Below are 22,187 nucleotides of genomic sequence, written 5' to 3'. Positions count from 1 at the left end.
CATGCTTTTTCATTACGAATACGTTCCGACTCGACTCGAAAAAATAGAGGAATGGCTATCCCATCTTGTAAAAGAAGTCTGGTGCAAACCATCGAAGTCATTTTATCTAAGGCGACTACTTCCCGAATTCCAGCAGGTCGTCCGGGAGACGGTAAAATCGTCGCGCGGAACCGATTATTTATTCGGCCCCATTCATTGCATCCACAATATTTGTCGCGACAAACTCACCGAGGCCGATCGCACCAAACTCGCATCATATTTTGATCAAAACATCAACATTTTAGCCCTTTGCTCCAAACAGAACGGAAGCTTACCGGCAACATACGATGATATAAAATTGCTCAACGCCGATCTCGCAGAGCATTTATACGATTTTTGCGTAAATCTTTGGTCTGAAGTTCGAAAGCGAAAAGCAGTTACGGATCGACTTGGCACACTAGCAGAGCATTTCAAAGAATTTCGAAAAAAAAATCGAAAAGGAATATGTCCATTTTGTGGAATTAGTCGGATCGATGGGATTTTCAGCACAATTCAAGAGGACTTCGATCACTACCTCCCAAAGAGGAAATATCCTTTTAACTCCGTGAGCATGCGAAATCTTGCGCCGATTTGCGATAAATGCAATAAGAAATACAAACTTCAACAAGATCCCATATACGACGAGCATGGAAATCGCCGCAAAGCTTTTTATAGCTATGCACAAACCAATCCAAGTGTTCGACTTAGAATTGAACTTAGCCCCGCCAATGGCCAAATCGTCGACGCGCGAAATCTACAGCCAGAAAATATTCAACTACACCTAACAAGCACCACACATCAAACTGAAATCGAGGCATGGAAGGAGGTTTTCCATATAGAGGAACGATACAAGGCGATATGCTGCGAAGAGGAAACTGCCGGTTACTATTGGCTGCAGCAAGTTCTAGGGGAAATGAGAGAGGCAGGGAAAAGCCCCGAAGATGCACTTACCGCAATAAAGAGAGCAGCTATTTCTAACTGGGCGGATCTCAATTTTCTCAAAATCCCGTTTCTGGAGGCATGTCACAGCGCCGGTTTAGTTCGGTAGTGTTTCAGTGGAGCTAGATGCATCTCGACACCGAATATACCGGGCGAAATTCGCCATACTCCATGCTGATCCGCCACGCCCTCGCGGCGAAAGACGGCAAACGGGTGTTCTACGCTGAGCTTAGTGACACGTAGTCGGTCGGCGATTGCACGTCCTTCAACAAACTTCGCGTATTGCCCCTAATGACGGGGTCACGTCTACCGCGTGTCGGTGCTCAACGGGCGCTTCACAGTTGGTTCGAACGTGCCCCGCGCAACGTCAGAATCGCCTGCGATTCTGATATCGATTAGTTACGCGGCCCACCAACCTCGCGCCGACTTACTATGACCTACGGTCCTTGATTGGTGCCGCCGTATACCATTCCACCCACCACCGATTGAATTCTCCTGAGCATCTTGCGCTCCCCAACACGCGCGCGTATCGGACAGGGTGACTCGTTTGGGTAGACGTAAATATAGTCTCCCGCAGCCGGGCGCAAACACATCCACAACGCCCAGTCACTAGGGCTCCTAGATCCTGTCGGCGCTAACGCGTATTTCCGGCATGCTGAAGGTCGCGCGGACGATCGCCGACCTGGCCGGCGACCCGCTGCCGACGGCCGCGCAGATCGCCGAAGCCATCCGCTACCGGCGCGCGCTGACGGCACTCTGAACGCCCTCGGAGGACAAAATCCGGCTGTCAAGACTTGACTTATACACAATTCCACGCATCCGGCCCCGGATCAGGGTTCGGCGAAGCCTTTGCAGCACGGAATCCGCATCTCGTTGTTTTGATTGATTTTTCTCAAATCACAAGCGAGCGGCCAAACGGGCCGGAAGGCCGTCCCGCGCGGCTTGGCGGGAAATCCGGGCAACTTTTCAACAAAGTTATCCACATGCGCTGTGGATAGCCGGAAAAAACCCGCAAAATCCGGCGACTAGCGTCGAAAGCTGCGAATGAACTTTCAGTTGTCACAGAGTGTCCCGGCGCCCTTTCCGGCCACCGTCAATCGAGTTTGAACGACCCGAAAAACTGGTCGAGCTGCTCCTGCGCAAGCGGCCCGTCGGCAATCACGACGGCCTGGTACGCGTGCCGGCCGCGCGCGGCGAGCCGCGCGACGATCGTCTTGTGCGTGCGATCGCCGCCGGCGGCCGCGCCCGCGATGCGCAGCTCGAGCCCATTTACCGCGCCGCCGGCCGCGAGCGGCACGGGCACCGAAGCCGTCTGCGGCGCGCCTTCGAGGTTGCGGGACAGCCCGGCGCGCAGGAAGTCGAGCGCCGCGCGGCGCGTGTCGTCACGGTCGTCCGGCAGCGTCAGCGTGCCGACCGCGAACACCGCGCCGTCAACGTGCGCGGCCTGCATCCGCATCGGCATCGACGCGCCGTCGATCGCCACCGGCTGTTCCTCGACGGTCGGCTTCGCCGGCAGGTCGATCGTGTAGCCGGCATCGTTGTGCAGCGTGCGCCAGTCGTACGACGGCGAGCATGCGGCCAGCGCGACGCTCACGCACGCGAGCGCGGCGAAGTGCCGCAGCGGACGAAAAAGGGGGCGCAACGAAACGGTGACTTCCTTCGGCATGGCGTGGATCGGGCAGGCAAAACGGGCATTATCCGCCGAACCTGAAATCCGGGATGCGCGGCCGCCGTCGGTGCGCAAGCCGCATTCGCGCTAAAATGAGCGCCGAATTTCGATGTCCTTTGCATCGATCCGCGTCATCGACCGACTCCGAGAGCACCAGATGAACACCACGCCTCCCGTCCGGCGCAGCGCCGGCCCCGTCCGCTACCTCGTCGCCGCCGTCGTCGTCGCGGCGATCGCCGTCGCCGGCTTCTTCGCGTTCAACGGCAAGTCCACCGTGCCGGACGCCACGTTCACGCTGCTGTCGGGCCAGAAGGTTTCGACTGCAGGCGACCTGAAAGGCAAGGTCTATCTCGTGAACTTCTGGGCGACGAGCTGCGCAACCTGCATGCAGGAAATGCCGCAGATGGTCGACACCTACAACCGCTTCAAGGGTCAGGGGCTGGAATTCGTCGCGGTCGCGATGAACTACGATCCGCCGATGTACGTCGCGAACTACGCACAAACGCGTCAGCTGCCGTTCAAGGTCGCGCTCGACGACGGCAGCGTCGCGAAACAGTTCGGCAACGTGCAGCTCACGCCGACCACCTTCGTCGTCGACAAGGACGGCAAGATCCTGAAGCGCTACGTCGGCGCACCGCAGTTCGCGGAACTCGACGCGCTGCTCAAGAAGGCACTCGACAGCAACGCGGCCTGAGCGCCGCCCGATCCGGATCGAAGGGCCGCGCACCGCGCCCTTCCCCGCACGACGGACCGCACGACCGGGCAAGCCGGTTCCGCGGTCCGTTGGCTTTTCAGCGCTCGGTTTCGCCTTTCGCCGACAGGCCGTAGCGCTTCATCTTCTCGTACAGCGTCGCCTTGCCGACATGCAGCCGGTCGGCCGTCGCGGCGACCGCGCCGCCCGTCTGGTTCAGCGCCTCGGCGATCACCGCGCGCTCGAATTGCTCGATGCGCTCCTTCAGCGTCTGCTCGTTGTCGGCTTCGTCGCCGCCCGCGCCCGTCTCCTGCGGCATGTCGGCCACGCCGAGCACGAAGCGGTCGGCCGCGTTGCGCAGCTCGCGCACGTTGCCGGGCCAGTCGCGCTGCATCAGGCTCGCGCGCTGCCGATCGGTCAGCACCGGCGCGGGCCGCGCGTAACGCACGGCCGCATCGAGCATGAAGTGCTCGAACAGCGGCACGATGTCCTCGCGGCGCTCGGCAAGCGGCGGCAGCGCGATCGTCACGACGTTGAGGCGGTACAGCAGGTCGCGCCGGAACGTGCCGGCCGCGACGAGCTCGCCCATGTCGCCCTTCGCTGCCGCGACGACGCGGCAGTTCACGCGGATCGGCTGGTTCGAGCCGAGCCGCTCCAGCACGCCGTCCTGCAGCACGCGCAGCAGCTTCACCTGCAGCGCGAGCGGCATGCTTTCGATTTCGTCGAGGAACAGCGTGCCGCCCGACGCATATTCGAGCTTGCCGACGCGGCGCTTCGCGGCGCCGGTGAACGCGCCGGGCTCGTAGCCGAACATCTCCGACTCGAACATCGGCTCGGGCAGCGCGCCGCAATTCACCGCGATGAACGGCTTGTCGCGGCGCGGCGACAGCTCGTGCAGGCTGCGCGCGATCAACTCCTTGCCGGCGCCGGTGTCGCCGTTGATCAGCACCGACGCATCGGTCGGCGCGACGTTCGCGATCAGCTTGCGCACCTGCTCGATCGCGGGGCTGCGGCCGATGATGCGCGGCGCGACGACGTTCTGCCCGGCCAGCTCGCGCCGCAACGCGTGGTTCTCGAGCACGAGCTCGCGGCGCTCGAGCGCGCGGCGCACCGTCTCGATCAGGCGCTCGGCCGCGAACGGTTTTTCGATGAAGTCGTACGCGCCGTCTCGCATGGCCTGCACGGCCATCGAAATGTCGCCGTGCCCCGTAACGAGGATCACGGGCACGTCGGGCACGCGCTCGCGGCACTGCGCGAGCACGTCGAGCCCGCTCGCGCCGGGCAGCCGGATGTCGCTGACGATCGCGCCGGCGGTATCCGCGACGATCGCCTTCTCGGCCGCTTCGGCCGACTCGAAGCCGGCGACGTCGAACCCCGCCAGCTGAAGGCTCTGCACGCTTGCCCGGCGAACGAGCGCGTCGTCTTCGATATAGATCACTTGCAGCCGGTTGGCCATCGTACTCACTTGCTCCTGACGGGCCGCGCGGCGGCAGCGCGCGCGGCGTCGTTATACCGATCGTGCGCCGATCGGGCGGGCGGCGTGGCGCGCCTAGCGCGAGCCCGCCGGCTCGGACACGGAGTCGGGATGATGCGTGCGGGCGCGCCGCAGCGTCAAGACGAACAGCGCGCCGCCCGACGGCGCGTTGCGCGCGGTCAGCGCGCCGCCCGCGTCGCTCGCGATCGACGACGAGATCGCGAGGCCAAGCCCGAGCCCCCGCCCCATTTCCTTGGTCGTGAAAAACGGCTCGAACAGGCGCGGCAGCAGGTCGGGCGCAATGCCGCAGCCGTTGTCGCGCACCTCGACGGCGAGCGTCGCCGCCGACACCGCGATCGTCACCTCGATCGCCGGCGCCGCAACCCCGGCGACCGCATCGAGCGCGTTGCCGAGCAGGTTGATCAGCACCTGTTCGAGGCGCAGGTCCTCGCAACGGGCGACGAGCTCGGGATAGTCGCGCGCCAGGTCGAGCGGCGCATCGTGCGCGGGCGACACGGTCGCGTCCTGCAGCGTCAGCGTGAGCGCGACGCCGCGCAGGCGCTCGTCGAGCAGCGACAGCACGCTGCGCAGCGCGCGCACGACGAGCGCCTGCTCGTTGCGCGGCTTCGCGCGGCCGACGAACAGCTTCAACTGGTTCGTGATCTTGCCCATCCGCTCGGTGAGCGCGGCGATCGCCTCGAGGTTTTCCCGCGCGGCCGCCTGCTCGCCGCGATCGAGCAGCACACGCGTGTTGTCCGAGAAGCTGCGCAGCGCCGCGAGCGGCTGGTTCAGTTCGTGCGTGATGCCGGCCGCCATCTGGCCGAGCGCGGCAAGCTTGCTCGCCTGGATCAGCTCGTCGTGCGCGGCGCGCAACTCCTGCTCCGCGCGGATCCGGTCGCCGACTTCCTTCTGCAATTGCTCGTTCGCCTCCGACAGGTCGGCCGTGCGCTCCTCGACGCGCCGGTTCAGCTCCGCGTACGCCTGCTGCAACAGCGCGCGGCCGCGGATCATTTCGCGCACGCGCGCGCGGCGCATCCGCCAGTAGAACGCGAGCAGCGCGACCGACACGAAGCCAAAGCCCGTGACGATCGTCGCGTTGCGCGCATCGGCGTCGATCGGCGCGATCGGCGCGAGCGTGACGAGCAGCCAGTCGGGCTCGCCGATCCTGCGCTTGCTCGCGAGGAAGCGCGGCGCGCGCAGGCCGGGGCCGAGTCGCACGATCTCCGCGTCGGGGCCGAGCACCTGCTCGATGCGCAACGGCAGCGGCGTGACGGGTTGCTGCGCGTACTGGCGCGTCTCGTAGATCGACGCGGCGACGGGGCCCGTGAGCGGCCGCAGCGTGTGGTACTTCCACGCGGGCACCGACGACAGGAACACGACGCCATGGTCGTCCGCGACGACGAGCGGCTCGGACGCATCGGCGCCCTGGAACCATTCGAGGTTGAGCTTCACGACGACGACGCCCGCGATCTTGCCGTCGCGCCACACGGGCTGCGAGATGTAGTAGCCGGGATCGCGCGAGATCGTGCCGATCCCGAAGAAGCGGCCGACCTGGCCTTTCATCGCATCGAGGAAATACGGGCGGAAACGGTATTCGATCCCGACGAAGCTGTCGGGCGCACGCCAGTTGCTGGCGGCGACACACAGGCCGTCCGCGCCGATCACGTAGGTGACAGTCGCATGCGCGTGTTCGTTGAGGTCTTCGAGATAGCGATTGACGCGCGCGGTGTAGTCGGCGCGCTTTGGCTCGGCGAGCAGGTCCTGCACGTACGGATGGCTGCCGAGCAGATAGGGCAGCGATTCGTAGCGGTCGAGCGTGCTCTTGAGCGCGTTGGTGGTGCGGTCGACGCGCACCGCGGCGTTGCGCTGCAGTTCGGCAACGCCGCGCCGCCAGGTCATCGTCCACGTCAGCGTGCACGCCGCGGCGAGCGCGGCGGCAAGCACGACGAGAATGAGCAGGCGGCGCGTCACGGTCGAGGCTTCCTGACGATGCGGATCGCCTATTGTGTCATAGGCCTCCGCCTCTTCGCCCCGGCTGCCGCGGGCCGCGCCGCCGGCGAGCGGCGCCGCCGCCTGCTCGTTCATGGCGTCAGACGCCGGCCGTCTCGGTCGCCGCGACCTCACCGCCGCCCTTCAGCGCCTGGCGCAGCTTGTTGCGGTCGAGCTCCTTCTCCCAGGCCGACACGACGACCGTCGCCACGCCGTTGCCGACGATGTTGGTCAGCGCGCGGCATTCGCTCATGAAGCGATCGATGCCGAGGATCAGCACCATGCCCGACAGCGGGATCGTCGGCACGACGGCCAGCGTCGCGGCGAGCGTGATGAAGCCCGCGCCCGTGACGCCGCTCGCGCCCTTCGACGTCAGCATCGCGACGGCCAGCAGCGTGAGCTGCTGCATCCACGTCAGTTCGATGTTGGTCGCCTGCGCGATGAACAGCACGGCCATCGTCATGTAGATGTTGGTGCCGTCGAGGTTGAACGAATAGCCGGTCGGCACGACGAGGCCGACGACCGAGCGCGAGCAGCCGGCCTTCTCGAGCTTTTCCATCAGCTGCGGCAGCGCGGCTTCCGACGAGCTCGTGCCGAGCACGATCAGCAGCTCTTCCTTGATGTAGGACACGAAGCGGATGATCGAGAAGCCCGTGACGCGCGCGATCGTGCCGAGCACGACGAGCACGAACACGACCGACGTCAGGTAGAACGTGCCGATCAGCTTGAGCAGCGGCACCAGCGAGCCGACGCCGTACTTGCCGATCGTGAACGCCATCGCGCCGAACGCGCCGATCGGCGCCAGCTTCGTGACGATGTGCACGATGCCGAACAGCACGCGCGTGAGCCCGTCGATGAAGTCGGTCACGACGCGGCCGCGCTCGCCGAGGTGCGCGAGCACGCTGCCGAACAGCAGCGCGATCAGCAGGATCTGCAGGATCTCGCCCTGTGCGAACGCATCGACCATCGTGTTCGGGATGATGTGCATCAGGAAGTCGACCGTCGACTGCCCGTGCGCCTTCGCCGCGTACGACGCAACGGCCTTGCCGTCGAGCGTCGCCGGATCGATGTTGAAGCCGACGCCCGGACGCAGGATGTGCGTGGCCGCGAGGCCGAGCACCAGCGCGAAGGTCGACACGACCTCGAAGTACAGCAGCGCCTTGCCGCCGACGCGGCCTACCTTCTTCATGTCCTCCATGCCGGCGATGCCGGTCACGACCGTACAGAAGATGATCGGGCCGATCACCATCTTGATCAGCTTGATGAAGCCGTCGCCGAGCGGCTTCATGTCGGTGGCGAGCGCCGGGTAGTAGTGACCGAGGATCACGCCGACGATGATGGCGAAGATCACCTGCACATAGAGCACTTTGTAGAAGGGTTTCTTCTTCACGATGGTTCCTGCAGAAGTAGATGAGCCGATGGAAACGGCGTCACGCGCGCAGGCGAATGCCAGGGGAGTCATTCGCCCGCGCGGCTGCCGTGCCGCAACAAGCGATGCCTCACGACATCCGGAGGGGGAGGAAGGCAGTGGTCATCGATTGTCTCCTGTGGACCCAGGCCGGCGCTTCGGCGCTTACCGGGTCTCATGCAACGCTTGGTTTAATAGTCCGGCCGGGGGATGGCCGTGCGATTTATAACGCAAGGTCGATGCCAGGCTTTCGTAACCCGTCAAGCCATTGTTTTCATTGTATTTCTCATAATGCGGCAGGCAAGGAAATCCGGTATTCCGGATTTCCGGAAAATATCCGTCCGGCGATCCGGACGGATGTGCTCATCCGTCGGATCAATCAGTGCTGCACGGCGCGGCCAGCCAGCACGCCCGTCTGCGCGTAGAACTCCTGCTGTGCGAAGGCCTCGCGCTCGCGCCGGGCGCGCTCGCCGCGATCCGCGAGCGAGCCGGCGACGATCCCGATGAACGCGAGCGGCACCGACACGAGCGCCGGGTTGTCGAGGAACACCGGCGCGTGCGCGTGATGCAGCACGTCGACCCACACCGACTTCGACAGCACCGTGAGCGTGACCGCCGACCCGAGGCCCAGGCCGCCGCCGAGCACCGCGCCGCGCGTGGTCATCCCGCGCCAGAAGATCGACATCGCGAGCACCGGGAAATTCGCGCTCGCGGCCACCGCCGCGACGAGGCCGACCATGAACGCGACGTTCACATGCTCGAACAGGATCGACAGCCCGATCGCGACCGCCGACAGCGCGATCGTCGCCGCGCGCGAGATACGCATCTCGACGCGTTCGTCGGGCTTGCCGCGCGCCCACATCTGCGCATAGAGGTCGTGCGAGATCGTCGTCGCGCCGGCGAGCGTCAGGCCCGCGACCACCGCGAGGATCGTCGCGAACGTGACGGCCGCGATGAAGCCGTAGAACCAGTTCCCGCCGACCGCCAGCGCGAGCTTCACCGCGACCATGTTCGAGCCGCCGAGCAGGTCGTGCGTGAGGTTGAACGTGCCGTTCGCGCCGAGCTTGAAGAACTCCGGATGCTGCGCGAGCAGCACGATCGCCGAGAAGCCGATCACGAAGGTCAGCAGGTAGAAGTAGCCGATGAAGCCGGTTGCGTACAGCACCGACTTGCGGGCCTCCTTCGCGTTCGGCACCGTGAAGAAGCGCATCAGGATGTGCGGGAAGCCGGCCGTGCCGAACATCAGCGCGATGCCGAGCGACAGCGCGTTGGCCGGATCGCGAATCAGCTTGCCGGGGCCCATGATCGACAGCGCCCCCGGATGCACGGCCACCGCGCGGCGGAACATCTCGTCGATGCTGAAGCCGAATTCGCCGAGCGCGAGCACGACGAGCAGCGTCGCGCCGCACAGCAGCAGCACGGCCTTGATCACCTGCACCCAGGTGGTCGCGGTCATCCCGCCGAAGAACACGTACACGACCATCAGCACGCCGACGATCAGCTCGGCCGTGCCGTACGACAGCCCGAACAGCAGCTGGATCAGCTTGCCCGCGCCGACCATCTGCACGACGAGGTACAGCACGACGATCGTGAGCGAATTCGCGGACGTCAGCAGCCGGATCGGCCGCTGCGCGAAGCGGTACGCGACGACGTCGACGAACGTGAACTTGCCGAGGTTGCGCAGCGGCTCGGCGATCAGGAACATCACGAACGGCCAGCCGACCAGAAAGCCGATCGAGTAGATGAGCCCGTCGAAGCCGAACATGAACACCATCCCCGACAGCCCGAGGAACGACGCGGCCGACATGTAGTCGCCCGCGATCGCGAGCCCGTTCTGCAGCCCGGTGATGCCGCCGCCGGCCGTGTAGAAGTCGCGCGTCGAGCGCGTGCGGCGCGCGGCCCAGCGCGTGAGCGCGAGCGTCGCGAACACGAACGCGAAGAACATCCCGATCGCGACCGGGTTCAGTTCGACCTTGTCGGGCATCGGGCCCGCGACCGATACGGCCCGCGCGGCGCAAGAAACGAGCGCCAACGGAACGGCAAGCGCGCCGGGCGCGATCGAAGTATGTCGCATGTCGGCCTCCGTCAGGGGCGCTGCAGGATCGCGTCGACGCGGCGGTCGAACGCACGGTTCGCGCGCAGCACGTAGCACGCGGTCAGGCCGATCGCGACCAGGATGATCGCGACGCCCGTGGCGATCCCGACCGTCGTCGTCGCGCCGCGGTACAGCGGCGCGGCGAGCACGTGCGGCGCGAGCGCGACGAGCAGGATGAAGCCGTAGTAGGTCGCGATCATCAGCGCCGTCAGCGTGAAGCTGAAGCGGCGCCGCGCACGCACGAGCTGCTGGTAGTCGCGGCGCGCCGTGACCGATTCGATGACGGAAAGCTCCATGGTGTCTGTCTCCTGTCCCATGCTTGGCGGTCGCCCGGCGCGGGCCCTTCAGCGCCCGCGCCGGTCCCGCCGAATGCCCTCGTCGTGTCGCGAGGGAGATGTTGTGGATGGCCGGCGCGTCAACCGATCCGCCCGCGCCGCGGCGGAGAAAGGCAATCCGGTGAAAGGGGCGATGCGCGCGTCAGACCACGCGCTCCGCACGCAGCCGCGCAACCTCGTCGACCGACATGCCGAGCCAGCCGCCGAGCACCGCCTCCGTATCGGCACCGAGCACCGGCGGCGCGCCGCGCACCGGCAATCGCGCGCCGTCGAACCGATACGGCGGCGCAAGCACGTCGACGCCGCCCGCGACCGGGTGCGGCTGCCGCGTGACGAGCCCCGCGCTCGTCGCGCGCTCCGACTTCAGCGCTTCGTGCAGCCCGAGCACTTCGCCGCACGGAATGCCCGCATCGGCGAGCGCCGCGAGCAACGTCGCGCGCGACCGGCGGGCGAGTTCGCCGCGAATCTCGGGCAGCAGGTCCGCACGGTTTTCCGAGCGGCCGAGATTGGTCTTGTATCTCGTGTCGGCCGCGAGGTCGGGCCGCTCGATCGCGTCGCAGAAGCGCGCGAACTGCGTGTTGTTGCCGACCGTGATCACGAGCGGGCCGTCGGCCGCGTCGAACACGCCGTACGGCACGATCGACGGATGCGCGTTGCCGTAGCGCGGCGGGTCCTCGCCCATCAGCAGCGCGTCGAGCCCGTAGTACGCGGTGATCATCAGCCCGCAGTCGAACAGCGCCATCTCGATGCGCCGCCCGCGCCCCGTCGCATGGCGCTCGTACAGCGCGGCGAGGATCGCCTGCGCCGAATACATGCCGGTGAACAGGTCGACCGCCGCGACGCCGAACTTCAGCGGCGGCTGGCCGGCCTCGCCGTTCAGCGCCATCAGCCCGGCCTCGCCCTGCACGACGAGGTCGTAGCCGGGCCGCGCGGCCTCGGCGCCCGAGCGGTCGTAGCCGGAGATCGCGCAGTGCACCAGGCGCGGATTCAGCTCGGCCAGCGCGTCGTAGCCGAGGCCGAGCTTCTCCGCGCCGCCGAACTTGAAGTTGTGAAGCACCACGTCGGCCTGCGCGGCCAGCTCGCGCGCGAGCCGCCGCCCTTCGCCGGTCTGCAGGTCGAGACAGATCGAGCGCTTGCTGCGGTTCACGCTGTTGAAGTAGGTCGTCTCCGTGTCGCCGATCCTCAGGCCCCAGTCGCGCGTGTCGTCGCCGCGCGCCGGATGCTCGACCTTGATTACTTCCGCGCCGAAATCGGCGAGCACCATCGCACACCACGGGCCCGCGAGCACGCGCGAGAAATCGAGCACCTTCACGCCGGCCAGCGGCAATGCGCGCGATTCGTTCGTCATCCTTGTCTCCTCCATTCGCGTGGTGCGCCTTTACTGTTTCGACAGCGCGATGTAGCGCGCGAGATGGTGATCCTCGTCGCCGAGCTGGTGATCGATCATCACGAGGCGCTTCGCGTAGTGCGACAGCGGCAGCTCCCACGTCATCCCGATCCCGCCGTGCAGCTGGATGCTCTCTTCCGCGACGAGCGTGCCGATCCGGCCGATGCTGGTTTTCGCCGCCGCGAGCGCGCGTTCACGCACCACGCGCGGCGCATCGAGCTGCGCGGCCGCGTTGATCACGGCCGAGCGCGCCTGCTCGACTTCGAGCAGCAGGTCGGCCATCCGGTGCTGCAACGCCTGGAAGCTGCCGATCGGCATGCCGAACTGCTTGCGGGTGCGCAGGTAGTCGAGCGTGTACGCCTTCGCGACGTCCATCGCGCCGAGCGCTTCCGCCGACAGCGCGAGCAACCCGTAGCCGAGCACGCGTTCGAGCAGCTCGGCGCCGGCTTCGCCGTCGTGCGCGCCGAGCGCGGCATCGGCCGGCAGCGCGACGCGTTCGAAGCGCACTTCGGCCGCGCGGCCGCCGTCGATCTTCCGGTAGTCGCGCAGCGATACGCCCGGCGCATCGGCCGGCACGACGAACAGGCCGATGCCGGCCGCGTCGTCGTCGTGACCTGACACGCGCGCGCTGACGACGAAGAACGCCGCCTGCGCGGCCTGGTCGACGACGCCCTTCGCGCCCGTCAGCACCCAGCCGTCGCCCGAGCGTTCGGCGCGCGTGCGCACGGTCGTCAGTTCGTAGTGCGAGCCCGGCTCGTCGTGCGCGAACGCGGCGCTCGCGCTGCCGTCGATCAGCGCGGCGAGCCGGTCGCGATGCGCGGCGCCGCCGGCGAGCGACAACGCGCGGCCCGCGAGCAGCGCGCCGAGGAACGGCTCGACGACGAGCCCGCGCCCGAGGCATTCGAACACCACGGCGATGTCGAAGCCCGCGCCGCCGAACCCGCCGTCGGCTTCGCAAAACAGCGCGCCGACGGTGCCGAGTTCGGCAAAGCGCCGCCACATCGCGCGATCGAAACCCTCGGCCGACTGCGCGATGCGATCGCGCACCGGGAACGCGTACTGTTCGGCGATGAAGCGGTTCAACGTATCCGCCAGCATCCGGCGGTCTTCTGTGTGCTGGAAATCCATCGTCGCGTCCCTCGTTACAGCCCGAGCATCATCTTCGCGATGATGTTCTTCTGGATTTCGTTCGAGCCGCCGAAGATCGACAGCTTCCGGTTGTTGAAATACTGCTGCGCGGCGCTCGCGGCTTCGTCCGGTCCGACCGGCTCGCCGTCGTAATCGGCATCGAGTGCTTCCTCGACGAACGGCTGCGCATACGGCCCCATCGCGCGCCGCATCAGCGCGGTGATCTCCTGGCGGATCTGCGTGCCGCGGATCTTCAGCATCGAGCTTTCCGCGCCCGGCGCGCCGCCGCCCGCGACCGCGGCCAGCACGCGCAGGTTGGTCGTGCGCATGTTCTCGAGCTCGATCTCGACCCGTGCGACGCGCGCCGCGAAGAACGGATCGTCCGCGAGCGGCCGGCCGTTCTTCGTGACCTTCGCGGCGACCGCGCGCAACCGGTCGAGCGCGGCCGTCGAGAAGCCGATGCCGGCGATGTTGGTGCGCTCGTACGTGAGCAGGTATTTCGCGTAGGTCCAACCGCGGTTCTCTTCACCGACGAGGTTGGCCGCCGGCACGCGCACGTCGGTGAAGAACACCTCGTTCACCTCGTGCTCGCCGTCGAGCGTGACGATCGGGCGAACCTCGACGCCCGGCGTGTTCATGTCGATCAGCAGGAAGCTGATGCCTTCCTGCTTGCGCACGTCGGTCGCGGTGCGCACGAGGCAGAAGATCATGTTTGCGTAGTGGCCGAGCGTGGTCCACGTCTTCTGGCCGTTCACGACGTAGTGCTCGCCCTGCGCGTCCACGCCGCGCACCGCGCTCGTCTTCACCGCCGCGAGATCGGACCCGGCGCCCGGCTCCGAGTAGCCCTGGCACCACCAGTCGGTGCCGTCGAGGATGCGCGGCAGCCAGTGGCGCTGCTGCGCTTCGTTGCCGTACTTGATCAGCACGGGGCCGAGCATGTTCACGCCGAACGGCACGATGCGCGGCGCACCCGCGAGCGCGCATTCGTTGTCGAACAGGAACTTCTGCGCGACGCTCCAGCCGGGGCCGCCGTATTCGCGCGGCCAGTGGCTCGCGAGCCAGCCGCGCGCGTTGAGGATGGCATGCCATTCGCGCATGTCGTCGCGCGTGAGATGCAGGCCGCCCTTCACCTTGCGCGCGATGCGCGCGGGCAGTTCGGCTTGCAGGAAGCGCTGCACTTGCGTGCGGAAGGCTTCCTCTTCGGGAGTGAAATTGAGGTCCATCTTCGGTCCGTGGCGAATGCGGTGGGCGTTCAGTCGATGCGGTTCAGGCTCGCGAAATCCGCGCCGCGCGCGACGAGATCGACGAGCAGCGGCGACGGCTTCCAGAACAGCGGATCCTCCTTCGCGAACGCGCGGATATCGGCGAGCACGTTCGCGAGGCCGATCGTGTCCGCGTAATGCATCGGGCCGCCGCGATGGCGCGGGAAGCCGTAGCCGTACAGGAACACCGCATCGACATCGAGCGGGCGCAGCGCGATCTTCTCGTGCACGACGTTCGCGCCTTCGTTGATCATCGCGGCGAGGTAGCGGCGCAGGATCTCGTCGTCGGTGAACTTGCGCGGCGTGACGCCCTTCTTCGCGCGCTCTTGCGCGACGATCGTCTCGACTTCCGGGTCCGGCGTGCCGACGCGCGCACCGTCCGGATACAGGTAGTAGCCGCGCGCCGTCTTCTGGCCGAACCAGCCGCGCTCGCACAGCCGGTCGGAAATCTCCACGTAGCGCGCCCGCGGGTCGCGCGTCGCCGCGCGGCGCTTGCGGGTCGCCCAGCCGATGTCGCCGCCCGCGAGATCGACGACCTGGAACGGCCCCATCGGGAAGCCGAATTCGCGCACCGCTCGATCGATCTGGTACGGCGACGCGCCGTCTTCCATCAGGTAGTCGGCCGCCGTGCGATAGACGGCGAGGATCCGGTTGCCGATGAAGCCGTCGCACACGCCCGCGCGCACCGGCGTCTTCTTCAACTGCTTCGCGAGCGCGAACGCGGTCGCGACGACGTCCGCGCTCACGCGCGCCGGCACGACGATCTCGAGCAGCTTCATCACGTTGGCCGGCGAGAAGAAATGCAGGCCGATCACGTCGGCCGGCCGGTCGATGCTCGCGGCCAGCGCGTCGATGTCGAGATACGACGTGTTGGTGGCGAGCACCGCGCCCGGCTTGCACACCCGCGCGAGTTCGGCGAACACGGCCTGCTTCACGGCCATGTCCTCGAACACGGCCTCGATCACGACGTCGGCCTGCGCGAGCGCATCGTACGACGTGCTGCCCTTGAAGCGCGCGAGCCGCGCGGCGTGCGCGGCCGGCGTCATCCGGCCTTTCGCGACGAGGCCGTCGTACACCTTCTCGACGTGCGCGCGGCCACGCGCGAGCGATGCTTCGTCGCGTTCGATCATCGTCACCGGCAGCCCGGCATCGAGCGCCGCGACCGCGATGCCCGCGCCCATCGTGCCGCCGCCGACCACGCCGATCCGCTCGACCGGCCGCGCGCTCGCGCGCCGCGCCTCGGGCGCCTTCGCCGCTTCACGCTCCGCGAAGAACGCATGCACGAGGCCCGCGCGCTGCGGGCTGTCGATGCACTGCAGGAACAGGGTGCGCTCGAGCTTCATCCCCGCGTCGAACGACTGCGTGAGCGCGGCCTCGACCGCGTCGACGATCTTCGCGGGCGAGAACAGGCCGCGCGATTTCTTCGGCAGCTCCGCGCGCGCCGCATCGATCGCGGCTTGCGCGGACGCGCGGTCGGCGAGCCCCTGCGCATCGCGCGTGCGGCGCACCGGCGCGCCGAGCGACACGAGTTCCTGCGCGTAGGCGAGGCCTTCGGCGAGCGTGTCGTCGCTGTGCGCGAGACGGTCGACCAGGCCCAGCGCGAGCGCTTCTTCGGCGCTTGCATGACGGCCCGTCAGCATCAGGTCGAGCGCGGCCTTCGCGCCGATCAGGCGCGGCGCGCGCTGCGTGCCGCCCGCGCCGGGCAGCAGGCCGAGCGTGACTTCGGGCAGCCCGAGCTTCGCGCCGCGCACCGCGAGCCGGTAATGCGCGGCGAGCGCGACCTCGAGGCCGCCGCCGAGCGTCGCGCCGTGCAGCGCGACCACGACCGGCTTCGCGCTGGACTCGATCCGCTCGCATACATCGGGCAGCGACGGCGGCGCCGGCGGCTTGCCGAACTCGCGGATGTCGGCGCCCGCGATGAAGTTGCGGCCGGCGCCGACGATCAGCACCGCGCGGATCGCGTCGTCGGCCTGCGCGGCGTCGAGCGCGTCGGCGAGGCCGCGCCGCACGTCGGCCGACAACGCGTTGACGGGCGGGTGGTCGATCGTGACGACGAGCACCTTGTCGCGCCGCTCGCGCGTGACGATGCCGGCAGGGCTGGTGGGGGAAGCGGGTGAGTTCATCGTGTCTCCTTGACGCGGCGGCCGGTGCGTCGACGCCGGTTCGTGGCTCGCGGCCACGCGAGCGGCGCCGGGGCACCAGCCCCGGTCCCGCACGAAGCGGGACAAGATCCGGCCTGACGCCGGGCATGACCCGATTCTCGATTGATCTAGATTCATTGACAATTCCCGCACGCCTTTACAAGCTGTCAAGTCTGACTTGACATTGAATGCTTTCCGACCGTTAAACGGGACGGATCAGGAGCACACGCATGGACCTGAACGCGCTGACGCTGCTCGTCGAGATCCTCGACGCCGGCAATCTCAGCAAGGCCGCGCAGCGGCTCAAGATGAGCCGCGCGAATGTCAGCTACCGGCTGAACCAGCTCGAGCGCTCGATCGGCCAGCAGCTCGTGCGGCGCACGACGCGGCGCATCGAGCCGACCGAAATCGGGCTGAAGCTGTACGAGCACGGCCGGCGCATCCGCAACGAACTGCTCGCCGCGCAGGAATCGGTGACGACGCTCGGCCAGGACCTGCAGGGCCGCGTGCGGCTGTCGGTGCCGAGCGGCTACGGGCAGATGGTGATGTCCGACTGGCTGCTCGCGTTCAAGCGGCTGCATCCCGGGATCGTGCTCGACGTCGTGTTCGAGAACCGCGTGGAAGACCTGATGCGCGACGAAATCGACATCGCGGTGCGCGTGATGCCGGAGCCGCCGCAGAACCTCGTGGCGCGCGACATGGGCGCGGTACGCTACGTCGCGTGCGCGTCGGCCGCATTCGCGGCCGAGCACGGCATGCCGTCAAGCCTCGGCGCGTTGTCGGCCGCTCCCGTCGTCACCGCGACGGTGATGGGCCGGCAGCTCAGGATCGCCGCGTATCTCGGCGACGAGCGCCATGAGGTGCTGCTCGAGCCCACGCTGATTTCGGAGAACTTCCTGTTCCTGCGGCAGGCGATCCTCGGCGGGATCGGCGTCGGCATCGTGCCCGACTACGTGGTGCAGGACGACATCCGGCGCGGCACGGTCGTCACGTCGCTCGACGCGTACCGGCTCAGCATCTTCGGCACGCATATGTACATGCTCTACATGCCGAACCGGCACCACACGCGTGCGACGTCGACGTTCATAGAGTTCATCCTCGAACAGGCCGGAAAGACCGGCCGGGGCGGGCCCGGCGCGATGCGTCAGGGTTTCCTGTCGGGTGACAAGCCGCCGGCCGCGCGGCGACAATAGCGCGCCCGGGGCGGGCAGCCGCGTTGCGCCCGCACCATCGCTTCATTCGAATTCACTGCTGCCGAGGGTTCAATGTTCGACCGGATTCGTCCGCATTCGCGCTCCTGGACGCTGCTCGCCGCCGTCGCGCTCGTCGCGTTCAACGCCGGCTGCACGTCCCCGTCCACGCCGTCGTCGGGCGCGGTGGTGCCCGTCGCCGCCGCATCGGGCGCCGCCGTGCCGCTGCCCGGTTTTCATGCGCCCGAGCTGTCGTCCGGCTGGACCGACAAGCCGGGCTGGACCTCGCAGCACTTCATGATCGCGGCCGCGAACCCGCTCGCGACGCAGGCCGGCTACGACATGCTGAAGGCCGGCGGCACCGCGATCGACGCGGCGATCGCGACGCAGATGGTGCTCGCGCTCGTCGAGCCGCAATCGTCGGGGATCGGCGGCGGCGCGTTCCTGCTGTACTTCGACGGCAAGGCGACGCAGGCCTACGACGGCCGCGAAACCGCGCCGGCCGCCGCGACCGATCGCCTGTTCTACGGGCCGACCGGCCAGCCGATGCGCTTCTACGAAGGTGTCGTCGGCGGGCGCTCGGTCGGCACGCCGGGCGTGCTGCGCATGCTCGACGCCGCGCACCGCGCGCACGGCAAGCTGCCGTGGCGACGGCTGTTCCAGCCGGCGATCCGGCTCGCCGAGCACGGCTTCACGATCAGCCCGCGGCTGGCGACGCTGATCGCCAACGACAAGTACCTGAAGAACGACCCGGCCGCGCGCGCGTACTTCTACAACCCGGACGGCACGCCGAAGGCGGCCGGCACGGTGCTGAAGAACCCCGCGCTCGCAACCGTGCTGCGCCAGGTCGCCGAGCGCGGCGCGAACGCGTTCTACAGCGGCGCGATCGCGCGCGACATCGTCACCAAGGTGCGCAGGCACCCGACCAACCCGGGCCTGCTGTCGCTGCAGGATCTCGCGCGCTACAAGGCGAAGGTGCGCACGCCGCTGTGCACCGACTACCGTCGCTCGGTCGTGTGCGGGATGCCGCCGCCGTCGTCGGGCGGCCTCGCGATCGCGCAGATGCTCGGCATCCTCGAGGCGATGCCCGACTGGCAGCAGATCGGCGCGCAAAAGCCGGTGCGCAACGATGTCGGCTACGAGCCGACGCCGTTCGCCGCGCACCTGTTCAGCGAGGCCGGGCGCCTCGCGTATGCGGACCGCGCGCGCTATGTCGCCGATCCCGATTTCGTGCCGCTGCCGGGCGGCAGTTGGGCGAGCCTCACCGACAAGACCTATCTCGCGCAGCGCGCGCACCTGATCGGCGACAACAGCATGGGCGTCGCGCAGGCCGGCACGCCGCAGGGCGCGACGCTCGCGATGGCCGACGACCGCAGCCTCGAGTTGCCGTCCACGTCCGACATCGCGATCGTCGACCGCTATGGCCAGGCGCTGTCGATGACGACCAGCATCGAGGACGCGTTCGGTTCGCGGCTGATGGTGCGCGGCTTCATGCTGAACAACCAGCTCACCGATTTCTCGTTCGTGTCGAACGACAACGGCCGGCCGGTCGCGAATCGCGTGCAGCCCGGCAAGCGGCCGCGCTCGGCGATGTCGCCGGAGCTCGTGTTCGACAAGAAGACGAAGCAGGTGACGATGGTCGTCGGCTCGGCCGGCGGCCCCGCGATCATCAACCACGTCGCGAAGACGCTGGTCGGCGTGCTCGACTGGGGGATGACGATGCAGCAGGCGATCGCGCTGCCGAACTTCGGGTCGATGAACGGGCCGACGCAGCTCGAACGCGGCCGCGTGTCGGACGCGCTCGCCGACGGGCTGAAGGGCCGCGGGCACGACGTGCAGATCGTCGAGATGAACTCGGGGCTGCAGGGGATCCAGCGGCTGAACGTGCAGGGGCAGACGGTGTGGTTCGGTGGGGCCGATCCGCGGCGGGAAGGGGTGGCGATGGGGGATTGACACCGGCAGGCGGGCACCTCGATCTCGCGTAGACTGGCACCCTCTGCCCTCGAGGAGCCGCGACATGAATTCGACGACACTCGTGCTGTATGTCATCACCGTATCCGCCGTCACGGTCACGCCCGGCCCGACGATGCTGCTGGCGCTGAACAACGGTGCCACACGCGGCATGCGCATCGCCGCTTACGGCATCGCCGGAGCGGCGCTGTCCGACCTGATTCTGATCGGCGCGGTGGGATGTGGGCTCGGCGCACTCATGCAAGCGTCGGAACACCTGTTCGTCATGCTGAAGTGGGCGGGCGCCGCGTACCTGCTCTACCTCGCCTGGGCGCTCTGGCGTGCCCCTACATCCCTGCCGTTGGCCGACACCGTGCGAGCAGACGGAGCACGCGACGGCCGCTCCGCATTCAAGCGCTCGCTGCTTGTCGCACTATCAAATCCGAAGGGCTTGCTGTTCTTTTCGGCATTCCTGCCGCAGTTCATCCAGCCCCAATCGAACGTCGCAGCCCAGTACGCGACGCTAGCGATTCTGACGGCCACGATCGATGTCCTGTTGATGGGCGCTTACGCGGCAAGTGGCTATCACGCGATGAAGGTCATGTCCGACAAAGCCCTGAAATGGCTCAATCGCGGCTGCGCCGGCATGCTGGCCGGGCTGGCGGTTGCCCTCAGCCTCTATCGACGCGGCACCGCAACCTGATGCGAGGACGCTCGACACGTCGCAACAAACCTCGCTCACCCCCGCCCCTTCCACGGCACCACCCGCCGCTCGACCCACCGCATCGCGAGATCGAACAGCCACGCGATCGCGCCGATGATCAGGATGCCCATCACGACGATATCCGTGCGCAGGAAGCTCGATGCGTTGAGCACCATCTGCCCGAGCCCGGCGGTCGCGGCGACCATCTCCGCCGCCACGAGCGTCGTCCAGCCGAAGCCGATCGCGATCCGCAGCCCGGTGAGGATCTCCGGCAGCGCGGCCGGCAGCACCACGTGGCGCACGATCTGCGCGAAGCTGCCGCCGAGCGAATACGCGGCGTTGATCTGCTCGACCGTCGCCGCGCGCACGCCGGCACGTGCGGCCATCGCGATCGGCGCGAAGCACGCGAGGAAGATCACGACGAGCTTCGCCGTTTCGTCGATGCCGAACCAGATCACCACAAGCGGCAGGTATGCGAGCGGCGGCAACGGCCGGTAGAACTCCAGCAGCGGATCGAGCACGCCGCGCGCAACGCGGCTCACGCCCATCAGGATGCCGGCCGGCACGCCGATCGCGGTCGCGAGCCCGAACGCGCCGAACACGCGCGCGGCGCTCCACAGCAGGTGCTCGGACAATGGCAGGCCACCCTGGATGCGGCCATGCCACGCATCGACGAATGCCGTCCACACGGCTTCCGGCGCGGGCAGGAACAGCGGCGGCAACCACTGGCGATGCGTGGCGACCCACCACAGCACGGCCAGCGCCGCGACCGTCGCCGCGCTCAACCCGGCCGTCTTCCCTTCCCCCGGCAACCGGTAGCGCCGCGACGACGACGCACGACGTTCCGCCGCCCGAGTCCGCGTGCGATCGCCCTGCTCGACACCTGCGGCCGTCGCGTCGGCCGCCCACGAATCCTGCGTGCTCATGCTGTCCTGCCTGTGCAAAGTGCTGATCCGACCGCGTCCGACCGACGCGCCCTGTCGCGCGAGTTCATGCATCACGCGGCCACCTCGGCCGCTTCGTCGCGATGCAGGTACGCGATCAGACGCTCGCGCCACGCGATGAAATCCGGTGAAGACTTCACCGCACGCGCATCGCGCGATTCGACGTAGCGGCGCGCGAACGGCAGTTCGAAAGTTTCCGCGATCCGGCCGGGGCCGGGCGTCATCACGACGAGACGCGTCGCGAGGAACAGCGCCTCCTCGACATCGTGCGTGATGAAGAACACCGTCTTGCCGGTGCGCGCCCACACGTCGAGCACGAGCGCCTGCATCGTGCCGCGCGTCAGCGCGTCAAGCGCGCCCATCGGCTCGTCCATCAGCAGCACGCGTGGGTCGCTTGCCAACGCGCGCGCGATGCCGACCCGCTGCTGCATCCCGCCCGACAGCTCGTACACGCGCGCATGCGCATGACCGTCGAGCCCGACGAGCGCGAGCATTTCCCGCGCCCGCGCTTCGCGTTCGGCTTTCGACACGCGCGCGAAGCGCAGCCCGAGCGCGACGTTGTCGAGCACGTTAAGCCACGGCAGCAGCGCGTATTTCTGGAACACGACGCCGCGATCGGCGCCGGGGCCCGTGACCGGCACGCCGTCGACGCGTACCTCACCGGTGGTCGGTACGACGAAGCCGGCCATGCAGTTCAGCAGCGTCGTCTTCCCGCACCCGGACGCGCCAAGCGCGACGACGAATTCACCGGCCTCGATGCGCAGGTCGACGCGTGCGAGCGCCTGCGTCGTCGGCCTGCCGCGCTCGCCCGGATAGGCCACCGAAACCTGACGGACTTCCAGCGTACTCATGTTCAGGACTCCG

Annotated in this window: 18 protein-coding genes; 6 read left to right on the top strand and 12 right to left on the bottom strand. The window is 67.4% G+C overall.

Features of this window, described 5'->3' with window-relative positions:
• Position 1: 1 nt before the first annotated feature.
• Both HWX36_RS06885 and HWX36_RS06880 read left to right on the top strand, forming a co-directional pair.
• Complete coding sequence (locus HWX36_RS06885; protein WP_175951443.1) at positions 2–1,066, top strand: hypothetical protein; 1,065 nt, start codon at positions 2–4, stop codon at positions 1,064–1,066.
• A gap of 543 nt (positions 1,067–1,609) precedes the next feature.
• A complete protein-coding gene (locus HWX36_RS06880) occupies positions 1,610–1,717 on the top strand; it encodes a hypothetical protein (RefSeq protein ID WP_244136332.1) in 108 nt (35 codons plus the stop codon).
• Between the two features lie 333 nt (positions 1,718–2,050).
• Here HWX36_RS06880 and HWX36_RS06875 read toward each other — a convergent pair whose 3' ends face one another.
• Entirely contained in the window at positions 2,051–2,623 is a 573-nt protein-coding gene (locus tag HWX36_RS06875) for a hypothetical protein (RefSeq protein WP_175951442.1), read from the bottom strand.
• A 160-nt stretch (positions 2,624–2,783) separates the two neighbouring features.
• Here HWX36_RS06875 and HWX36_RS06870 point away from each other — a divergent pair, with 160 nt between their 5' ends.
• Complete coding sequence (locus HWX36_RS06870) at positions 2,784–3,320, top strand: TlpA disulfide reductase family protein (protein WP_175951441.1); 537 nt, start codon at positions 2,784–2,786, stop codon at positions 3,318–3,320.
• A gap of 97 nt (positions 3,321–3,417) precedes the next feature.
• Here HWX36_RS06870 and HWX36_RS06865 read toward each other — a convergent pair whose 3' ends face one another.
• The 9 genes from HWX36_RS06865 to HWX36_RS06825 all read right to left on the bottom strand — a co-directional run bounded on the left by HWX36_RS06865 (position 3,418) and on the right by HWX36_RS06825 (position 16,518).
• Entirely contained in the window at positions 3,418–4,773 is a 1,356-nt protein-coding gene (locus tag HWX36_RS06865; protein WP_175951499.1) for a sigma-54 dependent transcriptional regulator, read from the bottom strand.
• A gap of 93 nt (positions 4,774–4,866) precedes the next feature.
• A complete protein-coding gene (locus tag HWX36_RS06860; RefSeq protein WP_175951440.1) occupies positions 4,867–6,876 on the bottom strand; it encodes an ATP-binding protein in 2,010 nt (669 codons plus the stop codon).
• 4 nt (positions 6,877–6,880) lie between these two features.
• Entirely contained in the window at positions 6,881–8,170 is a 1,290-nt protein-coding gene (locus HWX36_RS06855) for a dicarboxylate/amino acid:cation symporter (RefSeq protein ID WP_175951439.1), read from the bottom strand.
• A gap of 397 nt (positions 8,171–8,567) precedes the next feature.
• Positions 8,568–10,262 (bottom strand): cation acetate symporter, encoded by a 1,695-nt coding sequence (locus HWX36_RS06850; RefSeq protein WP_175951438.1) that lies wholly within the window; start codon positions 10,260–10,262, stop codon positions 8,568–8,570.
• 11 nt (positions 10,263–10,273) lie between these two features.
• Positions 10,274–10,579 carry a DUF485 domain-containing protein gene (locus HWX36_RS06845; protein WP_175951437.1) on the bottom strand — a complete coding sequence of 102 codons (306 nt, stop codon included), beginning with the start codon at positions 10,577–10,579 and terminating at the stop codon, positions 10,274–10,276.
• A gap of 181 nt (positions 10,580–10,760) precedes the next feature.
• Entirely contained in the window at positions 10,761–11,966 is a 1,206-nt protein-coding gene (locus tag HWX36_RS06840; protein WP_175951436.1) for a CaiB/BaiF CoA-transferase family protein, read from the bottom strand.
• A gap of 30 nt (positions 11,967–11,996) precedes the next feature.
• Positions 11,997–13,133 carry an acyl-CoA dehydrogenase family protein gene (locus HWX36_RS06835; protein WP_175951435.1) on the bottom strand — a complete coding sequence of 379 codons (1,137 nt, stop codon included), beginning with the start codon at positions 13,131–13,133 and terminating at the stop codon, positions 11,997–11,999.
• A 14-nt stretch (positions 13,134–13,147) separates the two neighbouring features.
• Positions 13,148–14,356, bottom strand: a complete 1,209-nt coding sequence (locus tag HWX36_RS06830; RefSeq protein ID WP_175951434.1) for an acyl-CoA dehydrogenase family protein — start codon at positions 14,354–14,356, stop codon at positions 13,148–13,150.
• A 29-nt stretch (positions 14,357–14,385) separates the two neighbouring features.
• Positions 14,386–16,518, bottom strand: coding sequence for a 3-hydroxyacyl-CoA dehydrogenase NAD-binding domain-containing protein (locus HWX36_RS06825; RefSeq protein ID WP_175951433.1), 2,133 nt, complete (start codon positions 16,516–16,518; stop codon positions 14,386–14,388).
• A gap of 248 nt (positions 16,519–16,766) precedes the next feature.
• Here HWX36_RS06825 and HWX36_RS06820 point away from each other — a divergent pair, with 248 nt between their 5' ends.
• From HWX36_RS06820 to HWX36_RS06810, 3 genes are all read left to right on the top strand, one after another.
• Positions 16,767–17,729 (top strand): LysR family transcriptional regulator, encoded by a 963-nt coding sequence (locus HWX36_RS06820; RefSeq protein WP_175951432.1) that lies wholly within the window; start codon positions 16,767–16,769, stop codon positions 17,727–17,729.
• Between the two features lie 72 nt (positions 17,730–17,801).
• Positions 17,802–19,679, top strand: a complete 1,878-nt coding sequence (gene ggt / locus HWX36_RS06815) for a gamma-glutamyltransferase (RefSeq protein WP_175951431.1) — start codon at positions 17,802–17,804, stop codon at positions 19,677–19,679.
• A gap of 64 nt (positions 19,680–19,743) precedes the next feature.
• A complete protein-coding gene (locus HWX36_RS06810; RefSeq protein WP_175951430.1) occupies positions 19,744–20,379 on the top strand; it encodes a LysE family translocator in 636 nt (211 codons plus the stop codon).
• Positions 20,380–20,414: 35 nt separating this feature from the next.
• On the opposite strand, the gene HWX36_RS06805 is transcribed toward HWX36_RS06810, so the two are convergent.
• Together HWX36_RS06805 and HWX36_RS06800 are read right to left on the bottom strand one after the other, a co-directional pair.
• The gene (locus HWX36_RS06805) at positions 20,415–21,377 is read right to left on the bottom strand and encodes an ABC transporter permease subunit (protein ID WP_175951498.1); all 963 of its coding nucleotides are present in this window, start codon (positions 21,375–21,377) and stop codon (positions 20,415–20,417) included.
• On the bottom strand, positions 21,377–22,174 hold the full coding sequence (locus HWX36_RS06800) for an ABC transporter ATP-binding protein (protein WP_175951429.1): 798 nt from the start codon (positions 22,172–22,174) through the stop codon (positions 21,377–21,379). Before HWX36_RS06800 ends, HWX36_RS06805 begins: the two co-directional genes overlap by 1 nt.
• Positions 22,175–22,187 lie beyond the last annotated feature (13 nt).

The sequence above is a fragment of the Burkholderia sp. BCC0405 genome, from assembly GCF_902833075.1.
GTDB lineage: Bacteria > Pseudomonadota > Gammaproteobacteria > Burkholderiales > Burkholderiaceae > Burkholderia.
The sequence above is the reverse complement of the archived record's forward strand: the minus strand, read 5'-3'. Positions and strand labels throughout refer to the sequence as shown.